Genomic DNA, 17,906 nt, shown 5'->3' with positions numbered 1-17,906 from the left:
ATTCGGTCTCGGTCGGTCCCCGGTCCCCGCCACGCCCGGTCCCCGATTCGGTCCCCTTCGGTCCCCGGTCCCCGCTCGGTTCCCGGTCCCCTTCGGTCCCCGTGCTGGTCCCGGCCGGTCCCCGGTGTGGTTGGGGGGTGTGAGCAGGCGTTTCGCCTGTGAATTGCTCGGTCCCCGATGGGCTGTTGGGCCTTTCGTTGGGCTCTGGTTCGACGGCACCGGTCCCCGTTTCGGTCCCCGGCTCGACGGCTTCGGTCCCCGCGTCTTGGTGCCGGCTTTCGGGGACCGGTCCCCTTCCGGTCCCCATGTCGGTCCCCGTGCTGTGGTGTGTGTTGTTGGGGACCGGTCCCCGTTCGGTCCCGGCTGTCCGGTCCCCGATGGGTTCGGTATCGGTGCGGGGACCGTCGCCGGGGACCGCGGCTGACCCCGGTCCACCCGGTTCGTCGTGTCCTGTGGTCCAGGGTGAGGGGAGGGGGACGGTGGCGAGCGTGGGCGCGTGCCGGCGGGCGGCGAGCTGATCGAGCAGCTGCGCACGCTGCTTCGGGTCCGTACCGACGGCGGCTCTGCCGAGTGCCTTCGACAGCTTCCGTGTGAGGCGTCGCCCGCGCCATTTCTGTCGTTGGGCGGGGGTGTGGTCGGCGAGGCGGGTGGCGAGGGTGACGGCGCGGGTGGTGGCGCGGTCGCGGGTGATCTGTGCGGCGTCGCGGTCGCGGGCGGCGATGCCCAGACGTGAGAGGAGGCGCTCGCGTGCTTCGCGGCCGAGGCTGGCGAGCAGACCCTGCGAGGCGGCGTCCGGTTTGTGGAGACGCAGTTCGATGCCCATGGCGAGGTGCCAGAGCATGGCGGCCATGACGGGGCCGACGAAGGCCCGTACGGTGCCGCCGACCGGACCGGACTCGGCGTAGGCGGGGATGATCTGCACGCCGGTGATGACCCAGACCAGGCTGCCGGGCAGACCGGGTGTGCCCTGGCTGTTGAGGTTCTGGCGGGCCATCAGGGCGGTGGCGAACAGGGCGAGTTCCGCGGCGCCGAACATCGCGGCGCGCTCCAGGGTGCCGGCCATGTCGAGGTAGTCGGCGGCGAAGCGCCAGCTGGTGTCGGCGCTGTAGGCGGTGCAGCCGACCGCGGCGAGCGCGGCGACCTTCACCGCCGGACTGCCCGCCGGACGCGGCTCTCGTGCCGCTCGGCGGCGGCTCGTCCACCCCGCCACGGCGAGGGACAGCACACCGGTGATCGCGATCCCGGCCGCGAGAAGCACGGGCAGGCTGGTGATCGAACCAGGTGACAGGAGGTTGTTCATGCTGCCTTTCCGAGCGAGGCGTTCGCCGTGCTGGCCGGGACCGGGCGCGACACCGGCCGGCCCGGATCGCTTGTGCCGTCAGGCCAGGACTTGGGTCGTCCGGTGACGCTTGTGCCGTCGGCGGGCGGCTTGTCCGTCTTCGGCGGCGCAGGTGCCCGCTTGCGTTTCTTTCTGGGGATGCCCTGGTAGCGGTCGCGGTCGAAGACCTTGTTGGCGACCTGCCGCAGCAGGTCACGTGCGTGCTGGGGGCTGATCTGCAGGGCGACGGCGAGTCGGGACGGTCGCCAGTCGCGTACGTAGGCGTGGTCGACAACGGCCTGGCGCTCGCGGGTGGTGAGGTGGACATCGCGGCCGTTGAAGAACGCGATCACACGGTCGTAGTCCATGCGCTGGGGCAGTCCGTCGTGCCAGGGACGGCGCTCGGCTTTGGTGAGGCCGCCCCAGGTGCCTTCCTTGATCTTGTTCTCCAGGGCGTGGTTGAGGCAGTCCCGCCGTACGGGGCATTGGGCGCACAGGGCTCTCGCCTCGGCGATGGCGCAGAGGTCGCGCGGGCGCGGGAAGAACAACTCGTCGGCCTCTTCGGGGTCCATGCCGTAGCAGGCGCCGCGCACGTGCCAGCTGGTGTCGGCGATGGAGCGCAGGCCGGTGGCCGGCGTGGTGTGGGTGGTGATGTGGCGCAACGTTCTCTCCGGTTCACGGCTCGCTGCCGGCACGGCGGGCACCGGTGGGGCGGACACGGTGCGGTGCGGCGGTGAGGGCTGGTACGGGGATGAGGGGGTGGCCGCGTTCAGCGGCGGGTGAAGCGGCGGTCGGGCCCGGTGAGTTGGACCGCGGTGCACATGCCCGACAGGCGGGACAGGACGCGGTCGCCGACCTTGTCGCGCAGCACCGGCTGCCCGGCCGGGGTACCGGTGTCGCGCAGCGGCGGCAGGTTGCTGGTGACGAGCGTCGGCAGGCGGTTCTCGGCCCGCCAGTTCAGGAGCCGGAAGTTGATCTCCTCGGTCCACTCCGAGCCCTTGGCGGCGCCGAGGTCGTCCAGGAGCAGCAGCGGGACCCGGGTGAGCCGGTAGAGCAGGTGCTCCAGGTCCGTTCCCGGGCGGGGGCGCATCTGGGCGTAGAGGTCGGCGGCGGTGGTCGCGTGCCAGGCCACCCCGCACCCGGCGGCGGTCAGCGCGCGGATCGCCCCGTATGCCTGGTGGGTCTTGCCGGTGCCGGTGCTGCCCCACAGCAGCAGCGAGGGTCCGTGCGCGAGCCGCCGCCGCCCGGTGGTCCCGTACGGCGGATTCGCCGTACCCGTGGACGGCGCGACCGACGCGTCCGCCAGCGCGCGCACCCACGCCGTGACGGCGGGATGCTCAGCGACCGCGTCGCGGTAGGCAACGGGTATCCGCTTCTGGGCGGCCTGAAGCGCGGGGTCCGGCTCCGGGCGGTCGGGCAGCGCCGTCGCCGGGTCGATCCCCCGTGCGGTGAGCTGCGCCTGGAGGCGTGTGCGGAGCCGGTCCGAGATCGCGGGCTGCGGGCCGCTGAGGTGTACGCGGGTCACAGGCTGCCTCCGAACGTGGTCGGCTCCGGCGTGGCCGGGTTGAGATACGGCGTGTACGCAGCGCTGGCCAGAGGCCCCGCGCCGGAGGCGGACGACAGCGCCGACGGGCCGTGCTGCGGTGAGGCGTTGAGGACCTCGTTCACCAGGCTCGGCAGGACGCTGGGGTGCAGGCCCTTGGCCCGCAGCCGCTCCAGCGCCGTACGGACCGTCTCGGGCTCGAACCGCTCCTCCAGCAGGACCTTGACCTTCCGGCCCAGGTGGGCGAGGAAGTCCTCCGGAGGACGGCGCGCACATCCGGCGACGTACTCCGCCACCAGCTCCTTCGCCGACACCGTCACCGGGAGGGCGGGAGGTGCGGGCGCCTCGCGCCCCCTAGGTACAGATCCAGGATCCAAGATCCTAGATCCAGACGACGAGCCCTCGCGAGGATGCGGCGAGGCTTCCACGAAACGCCCCTGACCTGCTGTTTCTCCGCCAGGAGAACTGGGCCGCGCCGACAGGCGGACACCGCTCGCCTCAGCGGGGGCACCGGCCGGGGCCCGGGGGCCGGTCGGTGGCGTATCGGGCGATACTGGGTGATCGAGCCCTCGACGAGGACTCGTCGAAACCTGGTCCGAGCGGGTGGTGGGGCAGGGACCCTCGGTACAGGAGCCGCACTTCTGCTCCGCCTGATGCCCCGTGCAGCGGGGCACCCGCGAGGCGGACGGGCGGTCGATCTTCTGATGCCGCTGCCACGTCACGATGTGCAGATAGCTGCGCCCGTCGCAGCCGGTGTAGCGGCAGATCACTCCGGCGGCGGCCAGCTCCTCCAGATCCCGGGCGACGTGGGCGGGGGTGTGTTCGGCGCGCAGCGCCCACAACCTGCCTGCGATGATCGCCGGGTGGTCACGGAAGCGCCCGGTGTCGTCCGCCAGGGTGAGCAGACCGAAGAACGTCAGCGTCGCGGTCACCGAGCACTCCGCGAGCGACTCCGACTCGAACGCCTCCGGCTTGATCGTCCGGATCCGCGCCATCAGATACCGCCCCCGCACAGCCGCGCGAAGCCGGGTACGACCTGCCGCCGACGGTGGACGTCGGCGATCGGGCGGGGGACCTTCGCCCTTTTGCGCGGGGCAGGCGGCATGGAACACTCTCCTCTGTGGTGAAGGCCGCGCCGGTATGCCCCGTAGGAAGGGCCGGTGCGGTGGTTGGGGTGACGCTCGGTTCACACGTGCACGGAGCGTCACTTCCGCTTTGGCGTCCGGGAGCAGCAACTCCCGGGCGCCGTCGCCGTTTCAGGGCCGGCTGCCCGGCTCTTCTGTGCTGCGCGTGACGCGGCGCGCCTCCTTGTCGTGCCCGCCGCTGGGCGGGATGCCCGGCGAGCGACGACGAACATAAATGCCGTTTCCGGCAACAGTCCACAGGTGGTTCTAGAACTTTCTAGAAGTCGCAGGCGTCGGCGTCGGGGCGGGGCCGCCCGGGGGAAGGGAGCGCCGTCCGGAATATCGCAGGGAGAGCGCTGGATTCCGTCTGTCGAAACCCTCCAGAATGCCGCGCTGCAAAGTTACCGAAGGAGGTTCCGGGATGCCGGGCCGTGGAGAGAGCCGAGAATGCAGCGCTGCATAGTGGTTTCCGGATTGTGATTCTTCCGTTCGCGCTCGCGGCCTGAGGGCGATACGGGTCACCGCTTCCTGAAGCTGTTCTTCCGTGTGCCGCAGCTCCCTGCCGGATCTGGCAGGACGGGTGATTAGGGCATGCCACAGCAGATCTGATGATCGGTAACTCACCAGCTTCCGCAGGGCAGTTCGCGCATTCACCGGGCGTGGGAATCCCCGGCCGTCACAGCGGCCCGCCCGACGTCGGCGTCCGGCCGGACCTCTCGTGATGATCTTCACCTCTGAACGCCCCTCCTTGTTGCAACTTTCCGTTGAACGTCGCTGCTCAGAGGCATCTAAGCGAAGGTCTCGCGTCGGCGTCAATGACTGGTCCGGTCCAAGTTGACGCGCGTAGATTCCCCGGCATGCCACCCGCGCCCGCCGCCGCTCCCAGCGCGTAAGTCGCCTGCGGTGGAAGGGAAATGACGGGCAGACATGCGTGACGCAGGGAGTCGGTCAGGGGGCGGCCGAGGGCGCGGCGGCCCGGAAAACGAAAATCGGCAAGCTTTTGCCGATTCCGGCGACCGCTGCTTTCCTGCCGGTCGACATGTCCCTTTCGCGGATCAGTGTCGCGGGATGTCCAGCGCCAGGCTTGTTGAACTCAGGATGATCTTCATTCGGTATTGCGTATGGTCTGTCGCGGACACAGGGCCGGGGCCGGTGAACTTGGGCCCTTTCCTTGCCCGGAAACATCGCGGCCCGCGCCGCACACAGCGAGAGGGGAACTTCATGGACGCGACCGGACCGACGCCCGGCGACAGCGAATCCGCCGACGAGGAGAGCTTTCCCGGGCAACTGCCCTTTGCCGAAAGGCGCATGGGATTCGGCCATCTCCTGCGCACCTGGCGCAGGGCCGCCGGCCTCACCCAGCCTCCGGTCGCCCGGGTCCTGGGCATAGCGATCCGCACCTACGGCAGTATCGAGCGCGGTGCGGCACCAGCCCGGTTCTCGCGCGAACAGTGCGACGCCCTGGCCGGCCTCCTGCGGCTCGACCCGGACGCCCGTCACGCGCTGCTGCTGCACAACGTCGGCACGACCTTCGACGTCTCCCACCCCGACAGGCGCCCCCCGCTGGAAGAGGCCATGCGCCTGCTGATCGAGGAGCAGCCCTCACCCAGCCTTCTGTGCGACCGCCACTGGAACGTCCTCGCCTACAACAGCTTCATGGCCGCGTGGTGGCCGTGGGTCACCGCGCCCGGCGCCAACCTGCTGAAGTGGGGGCTGCTCGAACCCGAAGCGCGTGTACAGCACCACCAATGGCGCGATCACGCCAACAGGATGGTCAGACTGCTGAAGTTCGCCCTGGCGGGCCGGCGCGACGACCCCGAACTGGCCCGGCTGGTCGAAGAGGTCCGCGCGGACCCCGACGTGCTCCACCTGTGGGAATCGGCCTCCGAGGTCGCTGAGAACCGTGACGGCCAACTCCACCGGATGAGGGTGCCGGCGCTGGGCTGGAGGACCGTCGAGCTCGTGAGCCACACCCTCCACCCGGCGTCCCTGCCCGACAGCCGCCTCATCGTCTTCACCATGCTCCAGGAACCTCAACACAGCGAACTCCCCGCACGGCCAAGGGAGTTCGTGAACCCTCCCAGAGCGGACCGGCCCGCCCGTCCGTACATGGACCAGGCGGCAGAGGCGCCGTTCCCACGGGTAGGCCAGAGCACGGGGAGCGGAGCCGCCCATGGCCGGTACCAACTCGATGCCCGAGGCCCTAGCGGCGGGGCCGAGCGCATTGCGGACGTCGCGGCCTCGTGACCACCTGGGCGTCGGGGACCATGATTACCTGGGGATGATGCAATCTCCGCCGCTGCGTATCTCGCCAGGCGCGGTTGAGGCGGATCGGGGGAAAGCGGCGCCCCGGCGTGGGCCTCTGGTGTTCCATCTCTTCGGCCGCTTTTGCTCTTGGAGGCGGGTCGGTGCGGGCGCCGGCAGCATGCTGATGCACGCGGAGGATGGTGGAGTCGACCGAGATGTCCCAGTCAATCTCGCCTGCGGCATCGGCCGCGGCCTGGACCTGCTGGAGCAGACGCTCTTAGGTGCCGTCGGCGGACCACGGGCGGTGGCGTTCGTAGACGGTCTTCCACGGCCCGCAACGTTTTGGCAGATCACGCCACTGCACTCCGGTCCGCAACCGGTGCAGAATCCCATCGATCACCTGCCGGTGATCCCGCCACCTGCCACAACACCCATTGGTCACCGGCAGGAACGCCCGAAGCTGTTCCCACTCGGTATCCGTCAGATCACCCCGCCCCATGCCCACAGGAACGACTCGGGCACGGAGTAGTCACATGATCGGCCGGACAAGTCCTAGCTGAGGAATCAGCAGCCGGGTAGCTGCCCGCCCGCCTCGGCTGCGGGCAGGGCGGGGCCGAGGCGCGGTCGGCGATGGCGTGCTTGCCGCTCACGCGGTCGGCGAAGGTGACGTAGTGCTGATGCCAACGGTCCGGAGTCATGGGGTCCTTCAGTGAGTGGAACCCTCAACGAGGAGGCAGGTGTTCCAGGCGGATTAGGGTGGGGCGGTAGTGGCAGGGGCCGGGAGCGCCAGCGCCGTACCGGCGCGGCAGCGTTCAAGAACAAGGTCCGATACCCCATCTGACTTGCGGTAATGCTTTGACCTCGAAGAATCGACCCGCTCCGGCCCGTCGTGACCCAGATCGGCCGGGACTGCCACGGTCGGTGCGCCCGTGGGCGCACCGACCGGGCGCACGCCGAGAAGGAACGAAGGACCTGGCACCGAAGTACCAGGTCCTCGCCCCCAACGGGACGTTGAGCTTATGCAGCGTGGCGTCCCGCCGGTTCTTCGTCGCTGCCCCGAACTAGGAGGGAGCGAGCGCTTTGGCGTAGTGGCCGGATCTCGCGCCTACGCTCCGTTCGGCCGGGCGAGCGTCGACGTGACCGGGTTGTCATCCACGACCACACTGTGCCGGTTGTGTGCGATCACAAGAGCCTCGAGACGCCGCACGCAGGGTGCGCAGCAGAAGAACGGGGCGTCGCCAGCTTCCGCGCTTTGTACGGGGCCGAGCCACAGCACGGGCACACCACCGTCCTCGCAGCGCCAGCACAGGCCGACGGTCCATGTCCGTTCCATCAGACGCCTACCCCTCGAACACGCCGACGTACAGCACGGCTACCAGCCCGCACAGCAGCGCCACGTATACGACCTGGCTGGTCCGTTCACTCACTGCGCATCTCCTTCGGAATGGCCACGATGACGGTGGCGGAGCGCTCACGCCGTCCTCGGCTATTCGGCGGCTTGGGGCTTGGCAAGGTTGATGTCGGGGTGGGGCGCTGAAGCGGTCGATGTCGTCCGGGAGCGGACCGTGGCTTCGTGGTAGTCGGTGGCCAGGCGGGCGAGACGGCGCCGCACTTCGGCGTCGGTCGTGGGGGTGTAAGGGGGTGCGGCGCATTTCAGGGTGTCGAACTGGCGGAAGAGTTCGCGCCGGGTGACGTGCCGCCACCAAAGGTTCTCCGCCCTGCCAGCGACGAGGTGCAGACGGTCGCGCAGCGTCAGTGGAGGCGGGTTGAGGATGCGGCGGATGTTGCGTTCGTAGTTGCTCAGTGGTTCCCGGCGCAGGCGTGCACAGTGGCGTCGGCGTGTCGGCATGAGTTCACCCGCCGATCGTGGTGGCCGCGACGAGGGCGAGGACGAGTGCCATGACGCTGAGGTAGGTGTAGAGGCCGTGGACCAGGACGGGGTGGTCGCGGCGCATGGCCTTGAGCGCGGCCAGTCCGGTCTTGCCTTCGGATCGCGCCCGGAAGCCGAGGAGGGAGATCTCCAGGGACGACACACTGACCGGTCGGCTGGAGCCGAGGTCTTCGTCGGCGTCGCGGAGTGTGTCGATGAGGGTGTACGGCTGGTAGCTGTTGCGGATGGCGGCACAGTCGCGGGGGCATCGGAATGCAGACATGGGTGCGTAGCTCTCTGGTTGGGTTGCCCCGCCCAAAAGGGGGCGGGTGATCAGTCGGACGGTGCTCCAGGCTCCGGCCTTCTCGGCGGTGAGTTGGTCAAGGTCAACGGCGGCGCCTGTAAGCGTCAATCGGATCAGGGGTCCCATGAGATCCACACCGGCGGGATCTCGGCATCCTCCACGGGCGAGGAGGCTTCGTCCTGCTCTGCGCGGACCGGTTCGGCCGCGATCCTCCCTGCGAGCCGCAAGCCCTGTTCCACCGTCAGGCGGACGCGGAGGCCGTGATCCGCGTGGGCACAGCCGGGTTCGGCCAGAACGCCAACACCCGGGCCCAGGGCTCCGGTGAGCAGCAGCCGGAGCCGGGCAGCCAACTTGAGGACTCCGCTGGGCCGGTACAACTTGAGACCGTCCCCGATGTCGCCGGCCCCCAGCACCGCAGCCAGCCGGACGGCCACGTCGAGGTTCTTGTCGTCACGGAGAAGCAGAACCATCGATCCCGAATCCGCGAGCGACACTGGCGCATGAAACTGGTGCTGCGCGAGCGCGTCGTGCAGGCGATCACACACCGACTCCGCGTACATGAAGGGCCGCAGTAGCCGCTCCACCATCTGGTCAACGCTCGGTTTGCCGCGCAGCGAGATGACCAGGTACGCGTCCTGGTAGACGGCGGTTGCGTCGATACTCGCCGCCGCGAGCCACGTGGTGGCCTCATCTGCGGTCAGAGAAAACGGCAACCGTCTGCTGTTGCTCAGCCGCAGCTCCAGGGTTTCGTCTTCGTCAGCGCCACGTCGGTTCACGAGCCCCGTGATCCCGGCCTGTTCCACCGCCTTGGCGAGGACGCTCTCCAGTGCGGAGAGGTCGGATTTGTCAGTGGTCATCACGAGATGCCTTTCAAGAGCGAGTGGACGGATGGTGCCCGCGCCCCGGCCCGCGACGAGGCCAGCGGAGCCGGGGGCGGGAGTCTGGTCGGTCAGCGCGACGTGTCGGCGATCTTGCCCAGCACGGCGGTGCTGGCCGGGATGTCGTGGTTGAGCCGGACCGCGTGATGCGGCAGCGCGGCGAGACGCATCACGACCTCCGTACGGACGCTGTCCCGGCCGCCACCGTCGACACCCTGGGCCAGCTCGAAGATGTCCGGGTAGCGGTCCTCCGTGGCGCCGGACATGAAGTCCGCTTCCCCGAGCGCGCGTACGCCGTCCACGACGTCGGGCGCCGCGTCGGCATCGACCTGGGGGAACAGCAACGCGGCGGCCCGCCCCCCGGTGGTGAGGGGGACATCGAAAAGGGCGGGGAACTGGTCCGGGAACACCTGGACCTTCCGCTCCTTGCCCTTGCTGTCCCACAGCGGCGCGTGGTTGCCGTCCAGAAGGGCAGCGGTCACGGACGCGTGCTGTGTGGGGTGGAAGTTGCCGCCGGCCCGCAGGTGGCCCCGTGCGACGGTGTCCCATCCGAGGGCGTGCAGGAGGCCGAGGCCGAGCGCGGCGGCGGACGGCCAGGGCAGGACCTCGACACCGCTCTCCCCGAGCGGGCGGACGAGGACCCTGTCGTTGGCGAGGAGCTGCCAGCCGTGCGAGGCGAGCAGCAGCGCGGAAGTGGTCTTGCCCGCGCCTTTGTCGCCGAAGGTGAGGACCGTCGCTCCGTCGGCTTCCCGCACCACGGCGGAGGCGTGGAGGACAGCCCAGCCGGCGCGAAGGAGTTGACCGCGGATCGACTCGCGGGCGAGGCGCGCGGCGGCCAGGGCCAGAGTCAACGAGTCGATGCCGGCGAGAGTGAGACGGCCGGTGGAGGGGGTGCTCCGGTAGGCGATGTCCTCGTCGGGTGACGTTGCGATGATGTCCTCGCCGTCGCGCGCCACGAGCATCGGGTGCTTGGCGTAGTCCACCGCCGTCGTGGGCCGGCCGTCCCGGACCAGGATGCTGGTCTCCTCGTAGGCAGCCTTGTCGACGTTCGCGAGAACAGCGGCCTCGGCGACAGGCACGTCGCCGGCCGTGACGGTAGTGGCGTTCCACCACGGGCCGAAGTACCGCAGGGCCCAGTCCGTGACCTCATTGTGGTTACTCAGGACGTTCACGGCGGCCGTGGCAGCGCCAAGTCGGGTAGCACTGATCATGGGGCGATCCTCTCGGTGTGTTCGGGAATGCGGGCGTAGGCGTCACGGAGGCTGGTGGCGGCGGCGTCCAGCCGCCGCCGCTCGTGACCGGTGAGGTGCGGCAGGCACGCCAGGGCGCGACCGGCCGTGAACGTCATGGGAATGCCGAGCCAAACGTCTTGGTACGGCGTCGACAGCTCCTCGACCCCGTCGACCAGGCCGAGGCTCTTGCGGAGCGTGGAGAGCACCGCACCGGCAGGTCCGCAGCGGGTACGGCCGATGCCGGTACGGATGAGCGCCGGCCGCTGCTGGAGTTCGTCCACGACCGCCCGGATCGGGACGTGAACGGGCAGGCCGTTGACGGTGGTTGACGAAGCGCAGATGACGGCGCGGTCGCCGTGCTCGCCGATCACGTGGCCGTGCACCTGCTCCGGAAGGACGCGGGCGTGTCTGGCCATCAGCAGCCGGAACCGGGCCGAGTCGAGATTCGAGCCGACTCCGAAGACCCGGGCGCAGCCGGACACCTCGGCGAAGCGACGGGCCATCAGGTCCACGGGGTTGGTGACGACCAGGACGGTGCCGCCGAAGCCCCGTAACAGGCGGGCCAGGATGCCGACTGCCGGGGCGTTGGCCGTGGCGCCGCCGCGCCGGATGTCGGCCACGGCCGTGTTGGTGAAGGACGTCCGGAGAGCGACGATGACCGCGTCGCACCCGTGGAGGTCTGCCACGTCACCGGGCTCGACCACGGTGCGGGAGCGGGCGGCGTGGGCGAGGTCCTGGAGGTCGGCGGTCAGTGCGCGGACTTGGTCCGGCTGCCGGGACACGACGAGGAGCCGGTCCGGCAGCGCGGCGGCGACGAGGCCGGCGGCGAGGGTCTGCCCGATGGCGCCCGCACCGACGATGCCCACGACGGCGCCGGTCACCATTTTCTGCCCGTGGTGTGCTCGACCTCGGAGAAAACGAGGTCCAGGAGCCGCGGCCCGGCCATCGTCCCGGTGAGGAGGCCGCTCACCCGGTGCACGATCCCCGCGACCGTATGGGCCTGCGCGACGAGCGCCTGTTGATGGGGCGCCAGGGGAAGCCCGCGCGGTGCGCTGAGGCAGGTGCTGAGGATGTTCACGGTGTCCATGAGCAACAGCACCAGGACCTCGCGCAGCCAGTCCGCGCGTTCGTGCGCGGGTACCGCCGACACCTGGCGGGTGAGCGTGGAGGCGATCCCCCGCACGATCTGCTGTCCGGCCTCCCGGTCGGGGTGGCCGGTCGCGAGAAGCAACGAGCGGCCGATGAGCTTCGCGATGTCCGGGTGCGGGCCGCCTGCCCACTGCACGGCAGGGTCGATGAAGTGCAGACGCGGACCGTCGATGTAGACGTGCTCAGGCTTGAGATCCCCGTACACCGCCACTTTCCGGCCGGACGAGATCGCCGCTCCCATCCGGAGCAGCCGCCACACCGTGTGCTGCACCAGCTCCACGACGTCCTCACGCGCATACTCCGGAAGCCCGCTGTCCTGACCGAGCGCCCTCAGATAGGCCCCGGCACTCAGGCCGTTGAACTTCCTGCGGAACACCCCGGAGACGGACCGCTCGTCGATCGGCCGGGCCCCGCCCAGGAGCCGGGCGCCCACAGGCCCGTGCAGATCTCCGAGAGCGGCGAGAGCCGCGTCCAGGAGGTCACCTGTCTCCCACGGGCGGACCGTCAGCTCATCGGCCAACGTTGTCCCCGGCACCAGGCGGGTGAGCAGAACCCCTTGGTGAAGGGCAACTGTCTCGCACACGCGCGGGCGCCCAAGCTCGCGAAGCAGTTCCAGATTCCGGGCCTCGCGCGCAGTGACCAGATCGGTGCTGCGCAGATACACCTCCTGCGCCTGACGCACGTCCTTCCAGGTCCCTCCGGCCCCTCGAAGGACGGACACCAGGGACATGCCCAGCCAGCTGTATTTCGCGATCAGCGTCTCGCCGTCCACTCTGATCCGGCAGACGTAGGACGTGACGCTCGGGCACGGCGTGCCCAGCACGATTCGCTTGTTCGGCCACAGGTCCTTGACCGCACGGGAGACGGCCCGCCGGGTCACGTTGTGCAGTCGCGTCGGGTTCGCCGCCGCTGTGCGTTCGTTTGTCGTGAGGGTCACGACCGCCTCCTAGGCGAGAGTTGGGGCCCGTCCGGCTGCCGACCGTCCCCGCCGATGGGGTCCAGCCGGACGGACTTCTGATCCGGCCCCGCCCGACCGCGCCGGTGCCCTTCCTGCACCAGCGCGGCGGACGGAGCCGGGGCTATGGGGTACTCCGCCGCGCGGGGCTGACGTGATGAGGATGGGAACGCAACTCGACGTTGCAGTCCTCGACCGTCGGCACGCCGCCCTGACTCCGAGCGGTCTCGCGCTGCTCGGCCAGCGCCGCGCACACGCCGCATCCCCTGGCGGCCTTGGGCTCAAGGACCGCAGCGCCGCGACCCGCCCTCACGTCAGCCGCCGCAAACAGGTCTCGACGTGTGCGAGGAGCGGCCGGTCGACCGGGGCGTACACGCGGGGCACGGACTCGGGCACGAGCCGCCAGAAACCGCCCTGGTGGATGGTCTCTTCGAGCTCGACCAGCCGCTCGTCTCGGATTGGCTGTGCTGCTGCTGTGGGTGCGGCCATGGGAGGCGCCTTTCGACAGCTGTAGGTCACTGGGTGAGGTCGTGCACGGCCGCGAGGAAGAACAGCAGGCCGATGAATGCGAGGAAGCCGAAGCAGCTCGGTATCGACAGGGTGTAGAGACACCCCCTGCCGATGCCCTGGGGTGGCGCGGCAGGCAGCGGGGCGGCCGACGGAGTCACGAGCTTCGGCGGTGGCACTGAACTATCGAGGTGTGGGGGGCTCATGCCATCAACTCAGTTGGATCGGGGCCCAGCTTGTGGCGGATCCGCCCCAAGCTCGGGCGAGGTGTCCGCGTACGGATTGCCCGGGGCCGGCGTCACACGGAAGAACGCGGTGGTGATTCCTCGGAAGCCGCGATGAGATGGATGGCCGCCGGTGTGGCCGAGCGCCCACTCCTCGGGGCTCGCCCGCTCCTCCGCCGCCCCCGAGGACTCACCGCATGTCGTGCACTCGATCTCATGCACCGGACCGGAAGCACCGGGCTCGGTATCGACACCGAGAGTCCAGTCGGCGCGCTTTATGACCTTCCTCAACGGGGCTCCTCTTCAAGGGCGATACGTAGTCCGGGGAGCACGTGGGACAGGGCCGCACGAAGTGCGCCCGAGCACGTCACGCTGATGGCGCATCGAGGCGGCACCAGCCAGTAAGTGCCGGGCGGTCGGCAGCGCTCCTGGGGCGGAAGCTCCAGGTCCGTTGTCAGACTCAGAGGCCCGTCGGCGGGCATCGGCGGCCATGTAGCCGTGGTGCCGGCCTGGACGAAGAAGTAGACGCCGCGCACGTCAGGGTCTACCGCGACCGTGCCCGGTCGGCTGAGTCGGTCCAGGGCTTGGAGGCCGTAGTACCTGCCGACCCGAAGCACTTCCCAGGTCGGGAGCACTAACGCCCTGCGTTGCCACGAACGACCCCGCGGCGGCTCTGTCATCACGTAAGGCTCATCTCGTAGACCACTGCTGTGCGCAGGAAGCTACGACGAGCGCGCGATACCGACCCGAACTGAGAGTTCGGGTGAACTGACAGTTCCGGGCGGCTAAGGGGCGATCCCCAGGCGCTCGGCCAACTTGGCCGCCTGGGGCTGGAAGGTAGGACGTACGCGGTGGAGAAGGCTTGTCACCATGTCTGTCGCGACGGTGCTTCGCGCCATGTCCTCGGCGCTCAGCTTCTCCAAGTCAAGGAGGTGGACGAGGACGGCGGGGTCATCGCGCCGTTGGTCATAGCAGCGGGCGAGTTCCAGGGTGAAAGTGAACTGGCGCTCTCTGCTGGGGAGTTGGGAGGTGTCCACGTCGTCGGCAAGGCGTAGGCCCTCCGCGCTTTGGCCAGCGAGCATCTCGATGCTCAGGGCGTGCAGCCCGATGTTCGTGGGGCCGAAGACGGTCCACATCGTGTTGGACTCGCCGACCTTCTTCCCGAGCGGCTCCGCCTTGTTGACCAGGCGTTGGCGGGCGCCCCACCACTGCCTTTGCTGGGCTTCCGCAACGACACGCACCAGTTCGAGCGCCCCCTGGATGGCGGCCTTCTCTGTGCTTTCGGGAACTGAGTGAAGTTCTCCGATCGCGACGCCGGCGACGTCGTGCGCTTCCTGCGCACCGCCGTCCTGGGACAACAGGCAGTGGCCCAGATTCCAGTGAGCGGCAGCAATCCGGATCGGATCGTCCGCGTCCTCCGCTGCTCGACGGGCTCGGTCCGCGACCATGAGCGACAGGTCCAGACGGCCGGACCTGCGGCAGTACGAGCGCATGAGCCCGTAGAAGTCAGCTGCCACGCGGAGCACGTCACGCCGAGCCGACTCGTCGCTCGACGAGCGGTAGGCCCGGATGGAGTGCTCGACGTCGGCGATGAGCACGGGGAGCGCTTCCTCGATCTCGGAAAAGCGCTGGTCGCTCTTCTGCCAGGTCCTCCACGCTTCTTCAACCCGCTCCCGAAGCAGCACGGGGCCCTCCGGCGGCCCCACCGCGCGGGTCGAGCCGTATCCCAGCAGGGCGCCGGCCACGTCCGGTGTGGTCGTCAGCGTCACGGGCGCCCTGGTGGGCGATTCGTCTCCGAGGAGAGCCGACACGGGGACTTGGAGTTCGGCGGCGATCCTGGTCAGCACTCCGGATGAGGGGGAGCGCTTCCCGTTCTCGATCATCGAGAAGTACCGCTCGGTGACACCACAGAGCCCAGCCACGGCGGCCATCGACCTGTTGCCGTTCTTGCGCCGGTAATGCCGGATACGCGCCCCAACGAGCACCTTTGGGTTCTCGGCCATCAGCCCTCCCGATTACGACAGAGTAGGACGGACTGCTCCACCATGGGGGCCTTCCGCAACATGGCGGATATTGAGATCAATTCTGGGGAAGGGCGACACATGCCTCTGGTTCTGTGGGACATCGACCACACACTCATCGACACGCGCGGCGTGGGACGCGAGTTGTCCGCTGCAGCGTTCGCGGAGGTGACACATCAGCCTATGCGAGAGCAGGCCACGATCGACGGGATCACCGAGGCCGTGATCTTTCGGGAGACTGCGAAGATCCACGGCCTCATCACCGACCGTGCAGACTTCGAGCGCTTCGCCCAGGCGCTCACTCTGCAGCACGTCGCGCACGGAGCGGAGTTGAGAGAGCGCGGCTGCGCACTCCTCGGTGCCGCCGCGGCCCTGGACGCCCTCGCCGTCGCGGGCGTCCGGCAAACCGTGGTCACGGGCAACATCCGCCCTGTCGCGGAGATCAAGTTGGGCGTCTTTGGCCTGGACACCCACATCGAGTGGGAGGCTGGGGCGTACGGAGAAGACGCCGACCTCCGGCCCGACCTCGTGGATTTGGCCCTCACCCGCTCGTCCACCGCACCGGGGGATGCGGTACTGATCGGCGACACCCCGGCCGATGTCGAAGGCGGGCGCGAGAACGGCGTCCACGTCATCGCCGTTGCTACCGGCCGCAGCTCCGCCACCCAGCTGCGCGGGGCAGGCGCTCATCACGTCCTTGACGACCTCAGGGACATCGAGCGCCTGCTGACTCTGATCGCGAGCCGGGCCTAGGCCGCTCTCGGGGGAGTGTCAGTCGCGCGCCGTATGGTTGTTACATGCCCCTCTCCTCCGGGCCGCGAGGCGCGCTGTGCCCTGTTAGCTTCTCCCCCCGCCGCGGTGAGGGCGTTCCAGACCAGGGCGTCTGTTGCGGCAAGCAGGCGCTCGCCGGCAGGGTGTCTGGCTCGCTCGGGCGCATTGACGGGGAGGTCTGGCGCCGGTGGTGGCGTCTCCTCCTTCGTCTCGTCGGGCTCGGCGGCGTCGTCGGCCGCCAGGCGTCGGTTGACCGACGCGGCGAGGTCGGCGAGGCGTACGCGCCGCTGCTCCTCGGGCATCTTGGCGAACTCCGCGAGCCGTACCGCCTGATCCTTCCTGCACACCTGCGGCGGCACCCCACTCTTCTGTCCGATGCAGCTTCTCCTGCGTGCGGCCATGCTCGACTGGGTGATTCATGTGTGGCAGCGGCTGTGGCGTCGTTGAGATCACGACCTGCGGCAGCTCCGCCTCACGCAGGCAGAGCCAGACCATGTCGTAGACCTCTTGCGCTATGTGCCGCGACCAGGCTGCGTACTCGTCCGGCCGCGCCGTGTTGAGCGCCTCGCCATGCAGAGTCCTTGGCCCTCTGCGGTATGGTCCCGGCTTCGCCCTGGGGACCAGTTGGGGACCACACGGTGTCGGCACAGGTGAACGGCATGCACAGCAGAGCACGCTGATCTCCCTGATTTCTAGCCGTATGTTCAGACAAAAGGGATCAGCCTTACTCCTGGGGGTCAAGGGGTCGCAGGTTCAAATCCTGTCGTCCCGACTGGAGACAGTCGCAGATCAGGGCCGGTTTCGGAGAAATCCGAAACCGGCCCTTGATCGTTTTTGGGGACCAGGGTTCCTTGACCGATGTCAGCGGGTGATGACGATCGGGCGCTGGGCGGAGAGCGCCGCCCGGCGGCAGCGATCTTGTGTACTGGCCACGTGGTCAGTTCCGTATGAGCCGGCAGGTCCGGGCCGGGTGCCGGGCGGTCGGTGTCGCGTACCAGCGGGTGCGGCCCCGCGACCGGCGGCGCGCGTCCGGCCCGGCTGCGGAGTGCCAAGTCAACTTGACACTTCCTCCCGTCGCCGGTCGTCGCCGGCCGTGGCGGGGATGGCGTTGTCGATGAGGACGGCGGCGATGGCGGCGGCGGTGGGGAAGGTGTCGGCGTTGAGGACCCGGGTCCGTGCCGCGGCGCCGTCGATGAGCAGCGCGAGCTGCTCGCCGAGCTGTACGGGGTCGGCGGCGCCCGCTTCGCGGGCGGTGTCGGCGAGCCGCGCGGCGACGGCTTTCTTGTAGTCCCGTGCGTACTGGGACGCGGGGTGCTGGGGGTCGTGGAGTTCGACGGCGGCGCCGATGTACGGGCACAGGGGAGTGGTGGGGGCGACGTCGAAGGCGGCGAGCAGCCGTTCGCGGGGCGTGAGGTCGGTGCGGTCGAACACGCCGGACAGTACGGAGGGGTCGAACCGGCGCAGGTATTCGGCGACGAGTTCGTCCTTGCCGGTGAAGTGCTGGTAGGCCGTGCGCTTGGACACCTGGGCCGCCGCGCACAGCTGGTCCATGCCGGTGTGGTTGATCCCCTGCTCGCGGAACAGTTGCTGGGACGCGCTGATGATGCGCTCGCGGGCGCCCCGGCCGCGGCGGCGGCCCGTGGGGCCCTTCTCCAACTCCGTCATGCCTCCACCGTACCGCAGCTAGGTAACGACCGGTGTACATAGTTTGCGCCGCCGACGCCTGCCCCGTACCGTAAGCACACAGGGCGGTGTACATAACA

17 protein-coding genes and 1 pseudogene are annotated in these 17,906 nt (G+C 69.3%); 2 read left to right on the top strand and 16 right to left on the bottom strand.

Translation table 11 applies throughout. The features are described from left to right. The 4 genes from ACFYNU_RS26030 to ACFYNU_RS26015 all read right to left on the bottom strand — a co-directional run. A partial coding sequence (locus ACFYNU_RS26030; protein WP_388767366.1) for a hypothetical protein occupies positions 1-1,300 on the bottom strand: 1,300 nt, incomplete at its 3' end. After that, positions 1,297-1,980, bottom strand: coding sequence for a WhiB family transcriptional regulator (locus ACFYNU_RS26025; protein WP_356594428.1), 684 nt, complete (start codon positions 1,978-1,980; stop codon positions 1,297-1,299). The genes ACFYNU_RS26030 and ACFYNU_RS26025, both read right to left, overlap by 4 nt. A 107-nt stretch (positions 1,981-2,087) precedes the next feature. Then, positions 2,088-2,843 (bottom strand): ATP-binding protein, encoded by a 756-nt coding sequence (locus ACFYNU_RS26020; RefSeq protein ID WP_356594430.1) that lies wholly within the window; start codon positions 2,841-2,843, stop codon positions 2,088-2,090. Further along, positions 2,840-3,856: a hypothetical protein gene (locus tag ACFYNU_RS26015; RefSeq protein WP_356594432.1), complete on the bottom strand. Its 1,017-nt coding sequence runs from the start codon at positions 3,854-3,856 to the stop codon at positions 2,840-2,842. The genes ACFYNU_RS26020 and ACFYNU_RS26015 overlap by 4 nt, the downstream gene beginning before the upstream one ends. A 1,350-nt stretch (positions 3,857-5,206) precedes the next feature. On the opposite strand from ACFYNU_RS26015, the gene ACFYNU_RS26010 reads away from it, so the two are divergent. Continuing rightward, on the top strand, positions 5,207-6,232 hold the full coding sequence (locus tag ACFYNU_RS26010; protein WP_356594434.1) for a helix-turn-helix transcriptional regulator: 1,026 nt from the start codon (positions 5,207-5,209) through the stop codon (positions 6,230-6,232). Between the two features lie 100 nt (positions 6,233-6,332). Here ACFYNU_RS26010 and ACFYNU_RS26005 read toward each other — a convergent pair. From ACFYNU_RS26005 to ACFYNU_RS25960, 10 genes and pseudogenes are all read right to left on the bottom strand, one after another. Beyond that, positions 6,333-6,731 (bottom strand): annotated as a pseudogene (locus ACFYNU_RS26005) (IS5 family transposase); the annotation flags it as partial. Positions 6,732-7,718: 987 nt separating this feature from the next. Then, the gene (locus tag ACFYNU_RS26000) at positions 7,719-8,081 is read right to left on the bottom strand and encodes a hypothetical protein (protein ID WP_356594438.1); all 363 of its coding nucleotides are present in this window, start codon (positions 8,079-8,081) and stop codon (positions 7,719-7,721) included. Between the two features lie 4 nt (positions 8,082-8,085). Then, positions 8,086-8,385, bottom strand: a complete 300-nt coding sequence (locus ACFYNU_RS25995; RefSeq protein ID WP_356594440.1) for a hypothetical protein — start codon at positions 8,383-8,385, stop codon at positions 8,086-8,088. A 134-nt stretch (positions 8,386-8,519) separates the two neighbouring features. After that, positions 8,520-9,263, bottom strand: coding sequence for a hypothetical protein (locus ACFYNU_RS25990; RefSeq protein WP_356594442.1), 744 nt, complete (start codon positions 9,261-9,263; stop codon positions 8,520-8,522). Between the two features lie 92 nt (positions 9,264-9,355). Next, a complete protein-coding gene (locus tag ACFYNU_RS25985) occupies positions 9,356-10,495 on the bottom strand; it encodes a hypothetical protein (RefSeq protein ID WP_356594444.1) in 1,140 nt (379 codons plus the stop codon). Next, positions 10,492-11,400 carry an NAD(P)-binding domain-containing protein gene (locus tag ACFYNU_RS25980; protein WP_356594446.1) on the bottom strand — a complete coding sequence of 303 codons (909 nt, stop codon included), beginning with the start codon at positions 11,398-11,400 and terminating at the stop codon, positions 10,492-10,494. The genes ACFYNU_RS25985 and ACFYNU_RS25980 overlap by 4 nt, the downstream gene beginning before the upstream one ends. After that, complete coding sequence (locus ACFYNU_RS25975; protein WP_356594448.1) at positions 11,394-12,602, bottom strand: hypothetical protein; 1,209 nt, start codon at positions 12,600-12,602, stop codon at positions 11,394-11,396. Before ACFYNU_RS25975 ends, ACFYNU_RS25980 begins: the two co-directional genes overlap by 7 nt. A 327-nt stretch (positions 12,603-12,929) precedes the next feature. Continuing rightward, positions 12,930-13,109, bottom strand: coding sequence for a hypothetical protein (locus tag ACFYNU_RS25970; RefSeq protein WP_356594450.1), 180 nt, complete (start codon positions 13,107-13,109; stop codon positions 12,930-12,932). A gap of 26 nt (positions 13,110-13,135) precedes the next feature. After that, entirely contained in the window at positions 13,136-13,333 is a 198-nt protein-coding gene (locus ACFYNU_RS25965) for a hypothetical protein (protein WP_356594600.1), read from the bottom strand. Positions 13,334-14,136: 803 nt separating this feature from the next. After that, entirely contained in the window at positions 14,137-15,354 is a 1,218-nt protein-coding gene (locus ACFYNU_RS25960; protein ID WP_356594452.1) for a helix-turn-helix transcriptional regulator, read from the bottom strand. A gap of 99 nt (positions 15,355-15,453) precedes the next feature. Here ACFYNU_RS25960 and ACFYNU_RS25955 point away from each other — a divergent pair, with 99 nt between their 5' ends. Continuing rightward, positions 15,454-16,125, top strand: a complete 672-nt coding sequence (locus ACFYNU_RS25955) for an HAD hydrolase-like protein (RefSeq protein WP_356594454.1) — start codon at positions 15,454-15,456, stop codon at positions 16,123-16,125. Here ACFYNU_RS25955 and ACFYNU_RS25950 read toward each other — a convergent pair. Then, positions 16,122-16,544, bottom strand: a complete 423-nt coding sequence (locus ACFYNU_RS25950) for a hypothetical protein (RefSeq protein WP_356594456.1) — start codon at positions 16,542-16,544, stop codon at positions 16,122-16,124. The two genes, ACFYNU_RS25955 and ACFYNU_RS25950, sit on opposite strands and share 4 nt — an antisense overlap. A 652-nt stretch (positions 16,545-17,196) precedes the next feature. Beyond that, positions 17,197-17,808 carry a TetR/AcrR family transcriptional regulator gene (locus ACFYNU_RS25945; RefSeq protein WP_356594458.1) on the bottom strand — a complete coding sequence of 204 codons (612 nt, stop codon included), beginning with the start codon at positions 17,806-17,808 and terminating at the stop codon, positions 17,197-17,199. Positions 17,809-17,906: the final 98 nt, after the last annotated feature.

The organism is Streptomyces sp. NPDC006643, from assembly GCF_042870175.1.
Taxonomy (GTDB): domain Bacteria; phylum Actinomycetota; class Actinomycetes; order Streptomycetales; family Streptomycetaceae; genus Streptomyces.
Note: the sequence above shows the minus strand (reverse complement) of the source record. Positions and strands in the feature narration are given on the sequence as shown.

What these genes read in the sequence shown, in the direction of transcription:
- ACFYNU_RS26015 (WP_356594432.1), bottom strand. Translation starts at nt 3,856, where the DNA reads ATGGCGCGGATCCGGACGATCAAGCCGGAGGCGTTCGAGTCGGAGTCG.
- ACFYNU_RS26010 (WP_356594434.1), top strand. Translation starts at nt 5,207, where the DNA reads ATGGACGCGACCGGACCGACGCCCGGCGACAGCGAATCCGCCGACGAG.
- ACFYNU_RS26000 (WP_356594438.1), bottom strand. Translation starts at nt 8,081, where the DNA reads ATGCCGACACGCCGACGCCACTGTGCACGCCTGCGCCGGGAACCACTG.
- ACFYNU_RS25995 (WP_356594440.1), bottom strand. Translation starts at nt 8,385, where the DNA reads ATGTCTGCATTCCGATGCCCCCGCGACTGTGCCGCCATCCGCAACAGC.
- ACFYNU_RS25990 (WP_356594442.1), bottom strand. Translation starts at nt 9,263, where the DNA reads ATGACCACTGACAAATCCGACCTCTCCGCACTGGAGAGCGTCCTCGCC.
- ACFYNU_RS25985 (WP_356594444.1), bottom strand. Translation starts at nt 10,495, where the DNA reads ATGATCAGTGCTACCCGACTTGGCGCTGCCACGGCCGCCGTGAACGTC.
- ACFYNU_RS25980 (WP_356594446.1), bottom strand. Translation starts at nt 11,400, where the DNA reads ATGGTGACCGGCGCCGTCGTGGGCATCGTCGGTGCGGGCGCCATCGGG.
- ACFYNU_RS25970 (WP_356594450.1), bottom strand. Translation starts at nt 13,109, where the DNA reads ATGGCCGCACCCACAGCAGCAGCACAGCCAATCCGAGACGAGCGGCTG.
- ACFYNU_RS25965 (WP_356594600.1), bottom strand. Translation starts at nt 13,333, where the DNA reads ATGAGCCCCCCACACCTCGATAGTTCAGTGCCACCGCCGAAGCTCGTG.
- ACFYNU_RS25960 (WP_356594452.1), bottom strand. Translation starts at nt 15,354, where the DNA reads ATGGCCGAGAACCCAAAGGTGCTCGTTGGGGCGCGTATCCGGCATTAC.
- ACFYNU_RS25955 (WP_356594454.1), top strand. Translation starts at nt 15,454, where the DNA reads ATGCCTCTGGTTCTGTGGGACATCGACCACACACTCATCGACACGCGC.
- ACFYNU_RS25950 (WP_356594456.1), bottom strand. Translation starts at nt 16,544, where the DNA reads ATGGCCGCACGCAGGAGAAGCTGCATCGGACAGAAGAGTGGGGTGCCG.
- ACFYNU_RS25945 (WP_356594458.1), bottom strand. Translation starts at nt 17,808, where the DNA reads ATGACGGAGTTGGAGAAGGGCCCCACGGGCCGCCGCCGCGGCCGGGGC.